Here is a 17,836-nt window from a genome sequence, read left to right as displayed (position 1 = left end):
AACCCTTGTCAGGAGCCACCGCAAGTCTCATCAGGCAAGTCACTCCAGAAAGAGCGTCACCTCTTTCTGGAGTGAACGCGGGAACACTCCTGAGGGCACAACGAAGCTTAAGTTGACACCAATGACGGATGGTGCGCCCTTCCAAACGCCAGCGTGGTGCGTCCAAAACCAAAAACGCGCTTAACCGCAGCGAGACGGTGCAACCATGGGAAAACAGGAGTGCGATCGCAAACTTTTTATCTTCCTCCACAATGGCTTAAAAGAATAACGCTTTCTGGAACTGGTGCAAGATCTGAGCCTCTCATCTAAAAGACGCGATCGCATCCGCAACTGATGAAACAAACCCCCTTAACAACTATGATTAATTTGTTTTAACCTGAAGTTCATACAGATTCCAAAATGCCCCATTTAAAGCCGAAAACTTGATTGGATTAATCCGATCGCGCACAGCCTGCAAAGACAGGGGATTCACTAAATACAAAAACGGCACTTGTTCCTGCACAATCTGTTGAAATTGACCATAAATTTCTTGGCGCTTACGCTCATCTAATTCCTTCACCCCTTCCTCAAATAAACGGTCGATTTCCAGTTCCCAGTCCGATACTTCCCACCCTTGAATCGGCGGTTCTCCAGGCATTTGCCCCTGATTAAATTGATGTAATGAGCCTTGGGAGTACCAAATATTAAAGCTACTGTGAGGTTCCACGCCACCGCCACCAAATCCGCCCACATAAGCTTCCCAGTCTCGACTCATCAACTTCTGCACAATCACATTAAAGTTAATCACCTGTAAATCCGCTTGTATCCCTAGATTGTTCAAATCATTTTGAATCTGAACCGCTGCATCTATGCGAGATTTTTCTTCTGCTTTCACCAAAAGTGTAAAGCGCACTGGGTTATTATCCCAGTCCAATAGTTTTCCTTGGTCATTATATTTAAACCCCGCATCAAGTACTAATTTCCTTGCCTTTTGCGGGTCATAATCATAAACCTTCAATCCTTCTTCTGGAGATAAATAATAAGGACTTTGCATCGCCACAGGCGAATGCTGTAATTCACCCAATCCTCTAAAAATATTAGTTTTCATCGCTTCACGGTTAATCCCATAAGCAACGGCTTGCCGAAATGCTAACGTATTAAACCAACGAGATTTAATCGGATCAACAAAGGGTTCTCCTTTTTCATTCTTGGCTTTGTTGAGATTGAAGCCAAAAAATTGGGTATCTGATGAAGCACCGCCGTTATAAATCTTATAGTTTCCTCGTTTTTCTTCCTGCTTTAGTAAGCCAAACATTTCCGGCGCAACGTCGAGGCTATCGAGTTCTCCAGAACGAAATCGGATAAACTGGTTATCGGTATTTTCAATAATTTGGACAATAATTCGCTCAATATAGGGTTGAGGACTTCCTTGGCTATCCTGACGCCAATAGTAGGGATTTCGTTGAAGAATGATCCGTTGAGCCGGGGTATAATTGACCATCTTATAGGAACCATTGCCAATGATTTGTTGCGGATCAGTGTCGGTTCCCCAAGTGGAGAGAAATTTCAGGTTCCCATTCCCATCGGTGGTGTTGATCGAGTCTTTTAGAATATGCTTGGGTAAAATTGTAATGCCGCCAGCATAGCGTAAAAATGGGGCAAAGGGTTCGGGAACCGTAAACTCAACTCGCCGTTCATCGAGTTTTGTGACGGAAGGGAATGCGCCTGAAGTCCCAATTCGCAGAATATCTCTGACACCCGTAGAAATCTTTTCATTCAGATAAATCTCATTGTAGGTAAAGACGATATCATCAGCAGTAAACGGTTCTCCATCAGACCATTTTAATCCTGGACGTAGGGTAAAAGTAATCCGGCGTTTATCCTCCGAGATATCCCAAGATTCCGCCAATCCAGGTTCCAATTCAGCCGTGATCCCATTTTCATTAATTAATCCATCATAAATCAACCCAAAGACAATCCGACTAAACAACGATTCACTAATCGGCGGATTAAACGTATCCGGATCAGAAGGAGAAACAAAAACCAATTGTGAAACTTGAGCCGCCTTGCTTTTAAACCGACTGGGATTACAACTACTGAGACTGGTAACCGTAAAAATAGAAAGGATAAACAGTAAAAACCAACGACGAATTCGATCAATCATATTCTCTTGCTTCTGACTTCTCTCAACTTGTCCTTCCCATCCCTTAACGCCCTCTGCGCCCCTCTGCGTAAACCTCTGCGCCCTCTGCGTTAAAACAACCTAACTCCGAACTTTCTCCATTACCCTTAATCTTCAGAAATCCTCAACTCGTGAATATTCCAGAACGCACCACCCAAAGCCGAATACTCAATCCCCTCCACGCGATCGCGCACAGCCGTCATTGACAGTGGATTCACCAGGTAGATAAAGGGTAAATGTTCTTTAATAAGGCGTTGTGCTTCGCCATAAATAGCTTTACGCTTCTGTTCATCTAACTCTTGAGACCCTTTAATATAAAGGTCATTAATCTCTTGTTCCCAAGGCGCAACTTCCCACCCCTGAATCTCCGGTTGACCAACCGTTGGTTTTTGATTAAAACTGTGTAATCCGCCTTCCGTAGACCAGACATTAGCACTATTATTCGGTTCTAATCCGCCACCCGAAAAACCCAACAGATGAGATTCCCAATCTAAGCTATTACTGAGTTTTTCCACCAGGGTACTGAAGGCAATCGGGTTAAAATCCACTTGTATGCCAACTTTAGCTAAATCTCGTTTAATTTGCGAACCCATTGCTTCGCGCAGTTTATTCCCCGCATTGGTGATTAAAGTAAAACGAACCCGATTTCCTTGATCATCGAGTAATTGTCCTTCATCGTTGTATTGGAACCCTGCTTTTAACAGTAATTCTTTCGCTTTCTCCAGATTATAATCATACACGGTAAGTCCCTCTTCTGGAGACAAATAATAAGGACTTTGTACAGGAAGATTGGAATATTGAGGTTCACCCAATCCCCGAAACAAGTTATCAATCATCGTTCGCCGATCAATTGCATAAGCCACCGCTTGTCTAAATTCCAGTCTATTAAACCAACGGGATTTCATCGGTTCAACGAGAGGTTTGCCATCCCGACTTCCTTTGTTAAGATTAAATGAAATAAAACTGGAACTGAGGGTGGGACCACCGACATAAATATTAAAGTTGCTTCGTTCCTCTTCCCGCTTGAGTAGGGAATAAAAATCTGGTGAAACACCAATCGCATCTAACCCACCGGAACGAAATTGCAAAAAAGCAGTATCGGTAGATTCAACAATTTCCCAAAAGATTTGATTAATATAAGGTTGAGGCTGACCTTGAGGTCCCTTGCGCCAGTAATAGGGATTGCGGCGGAATACGATGCGTTGATTGGTATTGTAGCGATCCAATTGGTAGGGTCCATTGACCACAATTTTATCTGGGTCGGTATCCACACCCCAAGTGGTGATAAACTTGGGTCTTCCTTCTTGGTCTTTCTCAGTTACAGTATCCTTAAGGACGTGGGCGGGTAAAATTGTCAGTCCCGTGGTGCGGAGAAAGGGAGCAAAGGGTTCGGGTGTGGTAAATTCAACTCGTCTCTCGTCTAATTTCCGCACCGTGGGAAAGCCGCGCGTTTCGCCAATTCTAAGAATGTCTCGTACATCGGTGGGAATGTCTTCGTTGAGGTAGATATCGTTATAGGTAAATACGACATCATCAACGGTTAAAGGTTCTCCATCAGACCATTTTAATCCCTCTCGCAGGGTAAAGACAATGCGCTGTTGGTTGTCAGAGATTTCCCAGGATTCAGCGAGGGCGGGTTCAATTTCACCCGTGACACCATTTTCAGTTACCAGTCCCTCGTAAGTGTAAACAAAAATATTCGGGGACTCCTGAGAGAGGGCGTAGTTAAAGGTTTTGGGATCACTAAGAATACTGGTTACGAGTTGAGATCCCTGTGCAGCTTGTGAGGTAAAGGTTGCAGGGTTGCAGGCGGACAGCGCGATCGCGATGACACAGGTGAGTAGACTCACAAACCAGCGACGTAGAGGAATGTTGGGCAAGATAGTCACGATCCGATTAAATGCTTATAACCTAATTGTAGGGCGACAGTACTGTAAGATTTGATATTGGTTAGGACAGAGCAGAAATTAGTAAAGACGCGCCATGGCGCGTCTCTACTACCCTCTAGATGTTCTCGTTTCCAGCCGTTAGGCTTCAACTATCTAAATCACAGAAGACAACCGATTATTCATTCTCATCATCCAGATATTCCTCAGCCAACTCCTCTGAGACTTCGTCCTCATTCAGCAACGAGCCAAAATCGGTGGTATCAGACTCTTCCATACTGTAAGCGCGAGCCGTGCGATCGTCTAGCACTTCTAGGGAATCGTCTTGGTCGAGTTCACTACTATCATTAAGGTCGCCGAAATTATAGCCAGCGTTACCCCCATTGGAGAACTCACCATCGACACCACTGTTTGGATCTTCATAGGCGTTGTACCCGGTTCCTGCAGGAATCAGGCGACCAATAATTACGTTCTCCTTGAGACCCCGTAACCAATCGGATTTCCCTTCAATGGCGGCTTCGGTGAGGACGCGGGTGGTTTCCTGGAAGCTAGCGGCGGAGATGAAGCTATCCGTATTCAGCGAGGCTTTAGTAATCCCCAATAATACCGGCGTGTATTGAGCCGGTGCGCCCCCAGTAATTGCCATGGCTTCATTCACCGTCTCAATTTGCCGCAACTCCACCAATTCTCCCGGTAGCATCGTGGTATCACCCCCATCATCAACCCGAACTTTCGAGGTCATCTGACGGACAATCACTTCGATGTGCTTATCCGAGATGTCAATTCCTTGGGATTGATACACCGACTGGACTTCATTCACCAGAAATGCCTGCGCCGCTTGCAGTCCAGCTAAAGCACCTTCATAGATTCCCTTGTCTTCCACCGTGAAATTGAAGAAAATCTCCAGAATCTCGTGAGGATTTGCTGGTCCATCGGTTAATGCTTGACCCACCTTAACAAACTGAGCATCGGAAACCAGTGCGTTTTGTCCGGGACTAATCGGATAGTCGGTAATCACGCCTTCCTGTTCAATCACTTTGATATCAACAGTTTCATCTTCCTCATAAACCACCTGCGTCTCACCGGGGCGTCGGGCTAACACACAGGCTTCTTTGGGTTTACGGGCTTCTAGGAGTTCTTCAATTCGAGGTAACCCTTGAATAATATCCCCAGTCTTCGCCCGCTCGAACACCAGCAGCACTAGGTTGTCACCCCGTTGCACCAAGTCTCCATTATCAATTTGCAGCACCGCACCGGCTGACACACGGTAGGGACGTGCTAGTCGCAAGGTTACCGAGTCCTCGTTAACTTGGACAACTTGTCCCGATTCGGAGGCTTGCACGTTCGAGGCGAGAAAACCGGTCTCCACGATTAAATCTCCCACCTTCACCTGGGGTGTGCCACTAAGGGGAATGGTGATCCGATCCGCATCCCGAACCACCAGTACCCGACGAATGGCTTCCACCCCTTCGCGAATCCCCCGGACTTCACCGGCTTCTTTACACTGAATTTCGGTGCGGGCGACGACGGCTTTGGGCGCAATTTTATCCCCATCGTTGACCAACAGCCGGGTTTGGGTACTCCCACCCAACGGATCAGCAGAGGTATCGCGTCGGACGACCAAAGATTCCAGGATCACCAACTGCAAACGCATGTCCTCTGGATCATCAGACTCTTCGGTTGTGACTAATTCAATATCTGCCGAAATCTGAGAGGTGGAATGATCCCCCTCTAATTCCTGAGTCATGTCCAAAACGAGTTGAGTTCGCAGCAACTCCAGTCCTTCCACAGACTTGATCCGCTCTCCATCTTTATAAGGTAGCCGCTGAATCGTCCGCAGCTCAATCCCGATCGCACTCTCAGCATCAGACTGACCGCCCACTCCTGAAGCACCATTGGCACTGTCGATGGACGCTTGCGAGGGGACATCCGGTTCGTCGGGAACAGTAAATTCAACCACAGGTCTGAGCAGCAGTGCCATTCCCTCTGGCGTCTCTGCCATTTCCCCATACCGCAGCTCTGCTACGGTTAGCCCAGGGACGGGTTCTGTACCGGGATACACCAACTGACCTTCAGGCACAAAGGCTTCAGGTAGCTCATCCACCAGATGCAATTCTCCGGGCTTGATCACAATTTCCCGCAGAATGTCATTCTTCTGCACGACCTCGACAATACCTCCTGATTGGCAGAAGATATCTTTCACCACCTCTGTACCGGCTTCCACATATTGACCGTCTTCCACCAGCAGCAATGAGATATCTTTGTTGACCTCGTGGCATTCTTCAGGAATCCACAGGAGGCTCCCCCCTTTGGTGACTTCGTATCCTTGCTTGGCTTTACCGCGTTTGGCGACTTCCACGCCGCCATACTTAATAATGCCCCCGGTCTGGGTACGATAGCGATCATCAATCAACTCCGCAACCACTTGATTATTTAGCACTTTTGTGCCTGGGGTTGCCTTGAGCAAGAAGCGCTGGTTATTAGCCGTGTGAATCACATACTGTTCGCGACCCCCACTACTTTCCATCCGCACCGCTGCTTGGTCTAGGCGCACCGACGCGGTGATGATGTCAATTTCCCGCTTACCCGGTGTCAGTCGAACTACCCCACCGTTTTGGCTGACTAACTTGGTTTCTGCGAGTACGGAACCGGGTTCCACAGCATCGCCGTTTTTGACTACGGGTTCGGCACCAGGAGGCAGGTTATACACCTCTCCCGATAACACCCATAACAATCCACCCCGCTGGGCAATACGGGTCGTATTCCCTTGGCGATCGGTTTTTTCTTCGGGGATCAAATCGGCAAACAGGACTTCTCCCGCCAAATCCGAAGCTACGTCTTTCGCCGCTTTTTCTGTAGACAGACGAGATTTGCCCAACGCTACTTCGGCTAAAAGCTGTTCAGCTTTCACCTGTTCCCCATCGCTAACCAGGAGAATGGAACCGGGTGTGACGGGAATGGTTTTGCTTTTCCCCTTATTAGTCGGTTCCAGAATCAGATCGCCGGCGACTTCTACTTGTTCGCGCTCTTCACCGTGGCGGGTACGGACACCCCGGGTTCGCAGACGGCTAGAAAAGCGGACAACGCCCTCAAACGCCGCTGGGACTTGACGGGCAACTTCACCGGTGAATACTCCCCCGGTGTGGAATGTCCGCATGGTGAGCTGAGTTCCGGGTTCACCAATGGACTGAGCTGCAATAATACCAACGGCTTCTCCCAAGTCCACCATGTGCCCATGCGCCAAGCTCCAGCCGTAGCAATGCTGACAGACTGATCGCGAGGCTTCACAGGTGAGGGGTGAGCGCACCATCAACTCTTGCACCTCGGCTTTGCCGATGACGTCGGCTAATTCGTCAGAGATGGCTTGGTTGCGTTTGGCGATCACCTCTTTGGTTTTCGGATGCAGCAAATCAGCGGCTAGGACTCGCCCCAAGAGCCGATCTTGCAGTGGAATCAACACGCGATCGCCATCGGTCATCGCGGTAAGCTGAATGCCTCGGGTTGTCCCACAGTCTACTTCCCGGACAATCACATCCTGAGACACATCCACTAAACGCCGAGTTAGATACCCGGAGTCCGCCGTTCTCAAGGCGGTATCCACCAGTCCTTTGCGTGCCCCGTAACTGGAAATAATATATTCGGTAACGGTTAACCCTTCTCGAAAATTGGTCTTGATCGGCAGGTCAATAATTTCCCCTTGCGGATCAGCCATCAGACCCCGCATCCCGACCAATTGGCGTACCTGAGACAAGTTTCCTCTTGCCCCAGAAAACGCCATCATATAGACCGAATTCAAGGGATCAGTTGCCTTGAAATTCACCACCACTTCATCTTTCAGGGCTTCCGACGTACTATTCCAGGTATCAATAACTTTCTGGAATCGTTCAACTTCTGTAATTTCACCCCGACTGTAGCGGGCTTCCGTGGCGCGAATCTGGGCTTCCGCCGCTTCTAGCATCTCACGCTTCTTCGGCGGGACGAGTAGGTCATCGACACTAATCGAAACCCCTGCTTTTGTGGCATAGCGGAATCCTAAATCCTTAAGTTGGTCAGCCATTTGAGCTGTCCGGGCGCTGCCATACTTAGTAAACGCCCAGGAAATCAGTTTTTTGAGCTGACCTTTATCAACGACTCGATTGTAGAAAATCGTTTCTTTTTGACCTGCTTTATTTGTCATTTGTCCTTTGTCATTCGTCCTTTGTCATGTGTCCTTGACTTTGTTTCAGGCAATCATTAAGGCATCTTGAATGGCTTTGTTGTAAATAATCCGACCCGGCGTTGTCCGAATGTACTGAGAAATCAGTTCACCATCAGCCGTTTCCCGAACCCGGCGGTCTTTGTAGATTTTCGTCACTATTCCATCGGAGGATGTTTCTGTAGAAATTACCTGATCATCATCCGACTTGCCACTCTGCATCGTGCCATCAAAGCGCACCCACACATAAGCATGTAACTCGACTTGCTTTTGTTCAAAGGCTCGGATTGCATCATCTAGAGAGGCAAAATAGCGATCTGCGCCTTTTGTGGCGTGGGGATTTTCGGCGGTGAGGTAATAGCAACCCAGCACCATATCCTGACTCGGTGCGACAATCGGACGTCCCGTCGCTGGAGAGAGAATATTATTGGACGCCAACATTAACAATCGAGCTTCGGCTTGGGACTCCAAAGACAGGGGAACGTGAACCGCCATCTGGTCGCCGTCAAAGTCCGCGTTAAAGGCAGGACAGACCAAAGGATGCAATTGAATGGCGCGACCTTCAACCAAAATCGGTTCAAAGGATTGAATCCCTAAGCGGTGCAGCGTTGGCGCTCGGTTGAGCAAGACGGGATGACCAGCAATCACTTCTTCTAGGACATCCCAAACGCTGGGGTCACCTCGCTGAATCAGTTTTTTGGCGGCTTTAATATTATTAACTAACCCCTGACTAATCAGACGATGGATCACAAAGGGTTGAAACAGTTCAATCGCCATCTCGCGGGGTAAACCGCACTGGTGAATTTTCAGATTTGGACCGACAACGATCACCGAACGTCCGGAGTAATCAACCCGTTTACCCAAAAGGTTTTGGCGGAATCGACCCTGTTTCCCTTCAATAATGTCGGACAATGACTTTAATGCCCGATTATTCGCACCCACCACCGTGCGTCCCCGGCGTCCATTATCAATCAGCGCATCGACCGCTTCTTGCAGCATCCGCTTTTCATTGCGGACAATAATTTCTGGGGCGAGGATTTCCTGAAGACGTGCCAAGCGATTATTGCGGTTGATCACCCGGCGATACAAGTCATTCAAGTCTGAGGTGGCGAAGCGTCCCCCATCCAGCTGAACCATGGGACGCAAATCCGGTGGGATAACGGGAATCACCGTCAGCACCATCCAGTCAGGTTGCGACCCGGTGGCGATGAAGTTATCAATGACCCGCAGCCGCTTAATCAGCTTTGCCCGCTTTTGACCTTTGGCGTTGCTGATGTCCTCGCGCAGCTTTTCTGCTTCACTGTCTAAGTGGACATCTTGCAAGAGTCGTTGTAGAGCTTCCGCACCAATTCCTACCTCTACACCATTGAGTTCAGAGTCTTCGCGGTAAAGTTGTTCCTCAATTTCCAGCCATTGGTCTTCAGTCAATAGCTGTTTATAGCTGAGATTTTCAGCATTTCCTGGACTCAGAACCACATAAGCATTGAAATAAACAATCTGCTCGACATCCCGCAACGGCATATCCAACAGAATACTCAGGTAACTGGGAATCCCTTTGAGATACCAGACATGTGCCACAGGCGCCGCCAGTTTAATGAACCCCATGCGGTGTCGTCGAACCCGCGACTCTGTAACTTCCACGCCGCAGCGTTCACAGACAATCCCACGATGGCGAACTCGTTTGTATTTGCCGCAGTGACATTCCCAGTCTTTAGCCGGACCAAAAATCCGCTCACAGAACAACCCGTCCATTTCGGGTTTGAGCGTGCGATAGTTAATGGTTTCCGGTTTCGTCACTTCCCCCACCACTTGACCATTCGGTAGGGTACGTTCTCCCCATATACGGATTCGCTCCGGAGAGGCAATTCCAATTTTTACGTAGTCAAAGCGCTGTTCTTGTTGCTGTTTCATCTTCCAGGGTTTTGAGTTTTGAGGGTTCCAGATGTAGATATTGGATGTTCCAGACGTAGCAGGCTACGTCTAGAACATTCAACACGGAGAACTTATAACTCTTCTTCTTCGAGTTCCTCACTGCGGAGGGATTCATAGGTGGGTCGGTTAGGGGTACGACGCCGGTCGCCATCTGCCATCAAATCGACTTCTAAGTCACGGCTAGAGCCATCTTCAGCGGTCTCTACTTTGTGAACGGCAATATCGAGTCCCAAGGATTGAAGTTCTCGCATCAACACCTTAAAGGATTCCGGAGTACCGGGTCGGGGAATCGCCTTGCCTTTGACAATAGCGTTAAGGGCTTCATTACGACCCTGCATATCGTCCGATTTCACGGTAAGTAACTCTTGCAGGGTATAAGCCGCACCAAAGGCTTCCAATGCCCAAACTTCCATTTCCCCAAACCGCTGACCGCCCTGCTGTGCTTTACCTCCCAAGGGTTGCTGGGTAACCAGGGAATAAGGACCGGTAGAACGAGCGTGAATCTTATCATCCACCAAGTGAACCAGTTTCAACATATAGGCAATACCAACGGTCACCGGACGATCAAAGGCTTCGCCTGTGCGACCGTCAAACACCTGAATTTTGCCTGGATTTTCTGGATCAAATATCCAATCTTGCTGAGTTTCTTCACGGGCTTGCTGGAGTTTGCCGTGAACGGTAAGCCGGGATGCTTCTTCCCCATACATTTCATCAAAGGGGATCATTTTAAATCGCAGTCCCAAGTTTTCACCCGCCCATCCCAGTAAACATTCAAAGACTTGACCGACATTCATCCGACTAGGAACACCCAAGGGATTGAGAATAATGTCGAGGGGAGTGCCATCAGGGAGGTAAGGCATATCTTCCATCGGCAAAATCCGGGAAATAATCCCCTTATTACCGTGACGACCTGCCATTTTATCGCCCACCTGAATCTTGCGCTTCTGAGCCACATAGACACGCACCACCATGTTGGCACCGGGCGGGAGTTCATCGCCTTGCTCACGGGTAAAGATGCGGACATCCACAACCCGACCTTTTTCACCGTTGGGAACACGCAAGGAATTGTCTCGCACGTCCCTGGCTTTTTCCCCGAAAATTGCCCGAAGTAACTTTTCTTCTGGGGGTTGGTCGGATTCGCCTTTGGGCGTCACTTTACCCACGAGAATGTCTCCGGCTTCCACCCAAGCCCCAATGCGGATAATTCCTTGTTCGTCAAGTTGGCGCAGCGCATCTTCCCCGACGTTAGGAATTTCACGGGTAATTTCTTCAGGTCCGAGCTTGGTTTGTCGGGCTTCAATTTCGTATTTTTCGATGTGAATACTGGTGTACACATCATCCAACACCAGTCGCTCGCTAATCAGGATGGCGTCTTCGTAGTTGTAGCCCTCCCATGGCATATAGGCAACCAGAATATTCTGTCCCAGTCCCAGTTCTCCCCCTTCGGTGGCTGAACCGTCAGCCAGAATTTGACCGGCTTCCACGTCATCCCCACGAAAGACCAATGGACGCTGATTTAAGCAGGTATCTTGGTTGGAGCGCTGATATTTCTGGAGTTCGTATTCAATAATTTCCGGTTCGCTCGTTTTTCCATTCTCGACGTTTTCTCCGGGCAATGCAGGGGGTGCGGTGGGTGCGGTTTGTACCCGAATTTTTGTGGCATCTACATAAACCACCTCACCGGCTTTACGCGAGACAATCACCATCCCCGAATCGCGTGCGGCTTGGGCTTCTAAGCCTGTACCCACTAGGGGACGCTCTGGACGTAACAAGGGGACGGCTTGCCGTTGCATGTTTGAACCCATCAAGGCGCGGTTGGCGTCATCATGTTCCAGGAAGGGAATTAATGAAGTAGCCACAGAGATAATTTGCACCGGGGATACCGCCACAAAGTCTACCTGATCTGGGGTCGTGGTGGTGAATTCTTGGCGATAGCGCACGGGTACTGATTCGCCCAAGATATAACCATTTTGATCAATGGGGATGTCACCGGGAGCCACACGCAAGTCATCCTCTTCATCTGCGGTCATGTAAAGGGGCGCCTTGTCTTTGATCACCCGCCCATTTTCTACAGGGTACGATGGGGTTTCAATAAAGCCGTAGGCATTCACCCGTGCATGGGTTGCCAAGGAACCAATTAGACCCGCGTTGGGTCCTTCTGGCGTTTCGATGGGACAAATCCGTCCATAGTGAGAGGGGTGAATATCCCGCACTGCAAACCCAGCCCGTTCCCGGGTTAAACCACCGGGTCCGAGGGCAGATAAACGCCGTTTGTGGGTTAACTCAGCTAGGGGATTGGTCTGATCCATGAACTGGGATAGCTGAGATGAGCCAAAGAATTCTTTAATGGCGGCGACTAGGGGTTTGGGGTTGACCAAAGAGGCGGGGGTTAAGGTATCAGAGTCGGAAACCGTCATCCGTTCCCGAATGATCCGTTCTAAGCGATTCAATCCCACCCGAACCTGGTTTTGCAGGAGTTCTCCCACCGAACGAACCCGACGGTTCCCCAAATGGTCGATATCGTCGGTGCTGCCAATATCAAATTCCAGGTTGATCAGGTAATCAATGGCGGACATAATATCTTGGGGAGTCAGGACTCGGATGGTATCGGCAACATTTAAGCGCAACTTTTTGTTAATTTTGTAGCGACCGACACGACCGAGGTCATAGCGTTTGGGGTCGAAAAAGCGTGAGTCTAATAACTGCTGACCCCCGCTTACCGTGGGCGGTTCACCCGGACGGAGCTTGCGATATAGCTCCAGGAGGGCGTCTTCTTCACTGGGATTGCCTTCTTTGTCTAAGGTCTTTTGATAATAATCGGGGTGGCGCAGGGCGTCGATAATTTCATTGTCCGAGAGTCCTAGGGCTTTTAAGAGAACTTGGGCAGACAATTTACGGGTTTTGTCGATGCGAACCCAGACTAAATCATTTTTGTCGGTTTCAAATTTTAACCAGGCGCCCCGGTTGGGAATTAAAGAGGCGGAGTAGGTGCGGCGTCCATTTTTGTCGATTTCTGACTTGTAGTACACGCCGGGACTGCGGACAATTTGATTGACAATGACGCGCTCAGCGCCGTTAATAATAAATGTACCGCGATCGGTCATCAGGGGCAGATCGCCAATAAAGACTTCTTGCTCCTTGATCTCACCCGTCTCTTTGTTGATCAAGCGGGTTGGTACATACATTTGCACCGCATAGGTGCTGTCTCGCCGCTTGGCTTCATCTACATCATATTTAGGACTCTTGAGCTTGTAGTTTTTGCCGATAAAGTGGAGTTCTAGCTTACCCGTATAGTCACTAATTGGCGAGAAGCTGTCGAGTTCTTCAATCAGCCCTTCTTCTAGAAACCAGCGAAAACTAGCTCGCTGAATTTCCACTAAGTCTGGTAATAGATAGGTGGGAGCTGTATAAGTTTGAGTCGTCATGCTTTTCCTTCTGGAGAGGGTGAATCAGCGTCAGGCTTGGCGGTGAAGCCAAGGGTATCGGGAAATTTTGACCCCTAACTCGGCGATCCTGATCAACACAGATAGTACGATTGGCTATATCGGTAGGGGTAGATACTTGTCAGTGTCAAAGCACCGCCAAGCCGAGAATTTTTACCACAAAGAAGCGACAAGAGAGTCTGAGGATGATCACGACTGTCTTAATAATCGGCGGGAGGTTTTTAACGATAATAATGATACGGGGGTTAATCTACAATTAGTTACAATAGGCGGCATCTGTTCCTCGCTGGCAGTTTGGCATTGATTAAGGATTGTTTCGGGGCAGGCGGTGACAACGGGATGGAACTTGAGAAAATTTTATTCATAGTAACTCTTCTTAATCAATTATGGCGCAAGCCCAACAGGATTTATACTAAATCCCGGTTAACTCCTCCCTTTTTGTGCGCTACCGAAAGCCTGAGTTTTTGAGGTTTGGCTTCTTTTAACCCCGAACGGCGCTTTGAAGAATCGACGATCTAAGACAGTTGTCCTGTCTGTTCCCGGCTGGGTACGGTCAAATTAAACAGCCGACAGGCATTCTGGGTGGTTTCTTGTGCCAAGGTTTCTAGGGGAATCTGCCGCAGTTTGGCAATACAATCAGCAATATGGTACAGGTTAGCCGGTTCATTTCGTTTACCGCGCTTGGGTACAGGGGCTAAGAACGGACAATCCGTTTCAATCAGCAGCCGATCGCGCGGTACTAGGGCGGCTGATTCTTTAATGGCTGTGGCGTTCTTAAACGTGACAATACCACTGAAACTAATATAAAAGCCCAGATCCAAAAACCACTGAGTTTCCTCAGGCGTTCCCCCCCAACAATGCATGACCCCCTGTATTGATCCCACCTCCTGTTCAAACTGCTGCACCCAATCACGTAGATCGGCGGCGGCGTCGCGACAGTGAATAATCACGGGTAAGTTAAGTTCGTGGGCGATGGCGAGTTGTGCGGTAAATACCTCCTTTTGCTGCTGTTGGTTTTCGGCTTTATAAAAATCTAGCCCCATTTCCCCAATTGCCACCACTCTGGTATCAGAACTGGCTAAGTCCCGAATTTGATCCGCCATTTGGGGCGTCCATTTGTGGGCATCTAGGGGATGTAAGCCGACGGCAAAAGACAGTTCTGGGAACCGATCAGCCAAGTTTTGAATCCCCGAAAACTCTGAGGGTTCGACGCAGGAATGTACCAGCCGTACAACGCCGACATCCCGCCAGCGATCGCGCACGGCTTCTAGATCAGACTCGAAGACATCGAAGTTGATATGAACATGGGTGTCTATCAACTGTATTGACATTGTGTCCTCTCCTGCTCAATTCTTACCTAAGACGGGCAGTAGCTCTAAGCCAAGAACTCAAGTTCTTGGCTGATGCCGGGGCTTGCTGAAAATTGTGCCAGATATTCAGATGTAACTCACCTGACTAACTTACTTATATGCCCAATTTCTTGGCGCTCTACTTGCCCGACGCTGATTCCGGGTGATCCCATCCCTAGATCAGCTAATTATGACGCCTCTGATGTTTCAGCCGATGCTGGGTTCATTTGAGCTTGTACATTCTTGAACCGCTTGACTAAGCGGGACTTTTTGCGAGCACCATTGTTACTGTGCAGGATGCCCCGCTTCACGGCTTTGTCTATTTTACTGTACGCCGCAGACAGGCGATTTTGCACATCCTGCAACGATTCAGGCGACGGCTGACGGGAGTAATCCTCAACCGCCTCAAAATATTTTTTCATCAGCGTTCTCACCGCTGATTTATAGCTTTTATTGCGAACTCGGTTCCGTTCAGCGATTTTAATACGTTTAAGAGCAGACTTGCTATTAGCCACAGGAGTCTTCAGGAAAACTAACGTTTACGATTACCAATATTCCAAAATACCAGAACAACCACTATAACATCTATGTCAAAAGTATCGCGACTCCAGAAAAATCCAGGTAAGCTAGAGAAGAGAGACTAGGAAAGGAGGACTCCCGGTCAGGGAACTCCCTCATCCTATCCTAGTCTCCCACGGGTAATACCTCATGATAGGCACACCGACTCCATGCTGCGAATAATCACTCAGCAGGCTGAGGCAAAAACTGAACTACGGCGGATCTGCGATCGCACCTCCCACGATGGAATCATGCACAAAGAGGCGACGGTGCGAGAAGTCTTGCAGACGGTAAAACGCCAAGGGGATAAAGCCCTCTTGCACTATACCGAAGAATTCGATCATCAATGCTTAACGCCTGAGCAACTGCGTGTCAGTGGCTCAGAACTGGATGCTGCCTACCAGCAAGTATCCAAGGAACTCCTGGATGCGATTCAGTTGGCAGCACGGCAGATTGAAGCCTTTCACCGACAACGTGTCCCCAAATCTTGGGTGCACTTTGGCGATGATGAGGTGGTGCTGGGCAAACGTTACACGCCAGTGGATCGCGCCGGACTCTATGTTCCTGGTGGTCGAGCCGCTTACCCAAGTACGGTGTTAATGAATGCGATTCCGGCTAAAGTGGCAAAAGTGCCTCAAGTCGTCATGGTCACGCCACCGGGCTTGGAGAAAAAGATTAATCCAGCCGTGTTAGTCGCCGCCCAAGAAGCCGGAGTCAGCGAAATTTACCGTATCGGAGGCGCCCAAGCGATCGCGGCTTTAGCTTATGGCACCGAAACCATTCCCAAGGTGGATGTGATTACAGGTCCAGGAAATATCTACGTCACCCTGGCAAAGAAACTCATCTACGGGACTGTGGGTATTGACTCTCTGGCTGGTCCATCGGAGGTACTGATTATTGCCGATAGTGCTGCCAACCCTGTCTATATCGCCGCCGATTTATTGGCGCAGGCAGAACATGACCCGCTAGCCGCGGCTATCCTGGTGACGACAGACGCTCAACTGGCAAAAAGCGTGCAAGCTGAAGTCAAACGGCAACTTCAGGATCATCCCCGACGCCTACTTACCGAAAAAGCGATCGCGCACTACGGATTAATTGTAGTCGTCGATTCCCTGGAAATCGCCGCAGAATTGTCCAATGAGTTTGCCCCCGAACACCTAGAATTAGAAATCACCGAACCCTGGGACTTACTCGAAAAGATCCGCCATGCTGGTGCCATCTTCCTGGGAACATCCACCCCAGAAGCCGTTGGGGACTATATCGCCGGACCCAATCACACCTTACCCACCTCCGGTGCTGCTCGCTATGCTTCGGCGTTGGGTGTTGAGACATTCATGAAGCACTCGAGTCTCATTCAATATTCCTCAACCGCCCTGAATAAAATGGCAAGCGCCATTCAGGTGTTGGCACAAGCCGAAGGATTACCCTCTCATGGGGATTCCGTGCGCTTACGAACCTTTGGCGAAAGGCACGATTGACTGGATTGGTGAGTTATCCGTCAGTCATTCGTCCTCAATCATTCACAAGGAATGACGAATGACAATAAGAATTTGTCAAGCCAGTAGACAAAACCTCTGCTCAAGAGGGAAAATTCCTATTGCTGGGAGCCAATCGCTCACAATCGCTCACGATGAGGAGAAATTTTGGTGCTAAAGACGATTCTGGTAGCTCTCGAGAGCTCCAAGCCAACCTATCGCTTAATTGAAACCCTAGACAACCTACAAATAACATCAGCCACCAAAATTATCCTGTGCAATGTCATGCTTCCTCAAGATCCTGAAATGGACATCCCCCTTGATCGCCCGCATCCTTCTGAGGAGTTCCTTTACCAAGAAACCGAACAGCAACTGCAACTGTATCAAGCTAAACTACCTTGTCCCAGTGAAATTCAAATTGTTAACGGTGACCCTTCCGCAGAAATAATTCGCCTTGCTCATATTTATCACGCGGATTTAATTGTGATTGGTACTCGTGGACTAACGGGCTTACAGCGGATTGTTCAAGGTTCGGTAAGTAGTCAGGTGGTGGCTGATGCCCCTTGTTCAGTATTAGTGGTTAAGGGGGAGGAATAATCATTGGTCATTCGTCATTAGTCAAGGAACTTTTTCACAGGGAACAGGGAACAGGGAATAAAAAAAGGAAATTCATCATTCAGCTATCCTTGAATTTTGCCGACATTCCTCCCCCTGACTGGCATAATCAGATTTTATTTAGGGTGGGCAAGAGTTGTCAGGACATTATACCCGAATAGCCTTTTCTATCAAGACAAAGTCCGGAACAATAGTAGAAAATAGGGAGGTTAAAAGGGTGCA

At 48.9% G+C, this 17,836-nt stretch carries 9 protein-coding genes and 1 pseudogene; 4 read left to right on the top strand and 6 right to left on the bottom strand.

Annotated features, from left to right (window positions below; translation table 11 throughout):
* Nucleotides 1-184: hypothetical protein (locus RID09_RS30720; protein WP_446339692.1), on the top strand; the 184-nt coding region annotated here is incomplete at its 5' end.
* Between the two features lie 177 nt (nucleotides 185-361).
* Here RID09_RS30720 and RID09_RS30715 read toward each other — a convergent pair.
* The 4 genes and pseudogenes from RID09_RS30715 to rpoB form a co-directional block, all read right to left on the bottom strand.
* Nucleotides 362-2,143, bottom strand: a complete 1,782-nt coding sequence (locus RID09_RS30715) for an ABC transporter substrate-binding protein (protein ID WP_446339691.1) — start codon at nucleotides 2,141-2,143, stop codon at nucleotides 362-364.
* A gap of 125 nt (nucleotides 2,144-2,268) precedes the next feature.
* Nucleotides 2,269-4,032 (bottom strand): ABC transporter substrate-binding protein, encoded by a 1,764-nt coding sequence (locus RID09_RS30710; RefSeq protein WP_446339696.1) that lies wholly within the window; start codon nucleotides 4,030-4,032, stop codon nucleotides 2,269-2,271.
* Between the two features lie 193 nt (nucleotides 4,033-4,225).
* A pseudogene (locus RID09_RS30705) lies at nucleotides 4,226-10,153 on the bottom strand (DNA-directed RNA polymerase subunit beta').
* 92 nt (nucleotides 10,154-10,245) lie between these two features.
* The gene (rpoB, locus tag RID09_RS30700) at nucleotides 10,246-13,599 is read right to left on the bottom strand and encodes a DNA-directed RNA polymerase subunit beta (protein WP_446339690.1); all 3,354 of its coding nucleotides are present in this window, start codon (nucleotides 13,597-13,599) and stop codon (nucleotides 10,246-10,248) included.
* A 67-nt stretch (nucleotides 13,600-13,666) separates the two neighbouring features.
* On the opposite strand from rpoB, the gene RID09_RS30695 reads away from it, so the two are divergent.
* A complete protein-coding gene (locus RID09_RS30695; RefSeq protein ID WP_446339689.1) occupies nucleotides 13,667-13,921 on the top strand; it encodes a hypothetical protein in 255 nt (84 codons plus the stop codon).
* A gap of 211 nt (nucleotides 13,922-14,132) precedes the next feature.
* Here RID09_RS30695 and RID09_RS30690 read toward each other — a convergent pair whose 3' ends face one another.
* Both RID09_RS30690 and rpsT read right to left on the bottom strand, forming a co-directional pair.
* Nucleotides 14,133-14,942, bottom strand: a complete 810-nt coding sequence (locus tag RID09_RS30690; RefSeq protein WP_446339695.1) for a TatD family hydrolase — start codon at nucleotides 14,940-14,942, stop codon at nucleotides 14,133-14,135.
* Nucleotides 14,943-15,154: 212 nt separating this feature from the next.
* The gene (gene rpsT / locus RID09_RS30685; protein ID WP_446339688.1) at nucleotides 15,155-15,481 is read right to left on the bottom strand and encodes a 30S ribosomal protein S20; all 327 of its coding nucleotides are present in this window, start codon (nucleotides 15,479-15,481) and stop codon (nucleotides 15,155-15,157) included.
* Between the two features lie 213 nt (nucleotides 15,482-15,694).
* Here rpsT and hisD point away from each other — a divergent pair, with 213 nt between their 5' ends.
* Nucleotides 15,695-17,002, top strand: coding sequence for a histidinol dehydrogenase (gene hisD / locus RID09_RS30680; RefSeq protein WP_446339687.1), 1,308 nt, complete (start codon nucleotides 15,695-15,697; stop codon nucleotides 17,000-17,002).
* Between the two features lie 168 nt (nucleotides 17,003-17,170).
* On the top strand, nucleotides 17,171-17,596 hold the full coding sequence (locus tag RID09_RS30675) for a universal stress protein (RefSeq protein ID WP_446339686.1): 426 nt from the start codon (nucleotides 17,171-17,173) through the stop codon (nucleotides 17,594-17,596).
* The last annotated feature ends 240 nt before the right edge of the window (nucleotides 17,597-17,836 follow it).

Source organism: Coleofasciculus sp. G1-WW12-02 (assembly GCF_040219735.1).
Taxonomy (GTDB): Bacteria; Cyanobacteriota; Cyanobacteriia; order Cyanobacteriales; family Coleofasciculaceae; genus Coleofasciculus.
The sequence above is the reverse complement of the archived record's forward strand: the minus strand, read 5'-3'. Positions and strand labels throughout refer to the sequence as shown.

What these genes read in the sequence shown, in the direction of transcription:
- hisD (WP_446339687.1), top strand. Translation starts at nt 15,695, where the DNA reads ATGCTGCGAATAATCACTCAGCAGGCTGAGGCAAAAACTGAACTACGG.
- rpoB (WP_446339690.1), bottom strand. Translation starts at nt 13,599, where the DNA reads ATGACGACTCAAACTTATACAGCTCCCACCTATCTATTACCAGACTTA.
- RID09_RS30715 (WP_446339691.1), bottom strand. Translation starts at nt 2,143, where the DNA reads ATGATTGATCGAATTCGTCGTTGGTTTTTACTGTTTATCCTTTCTATT.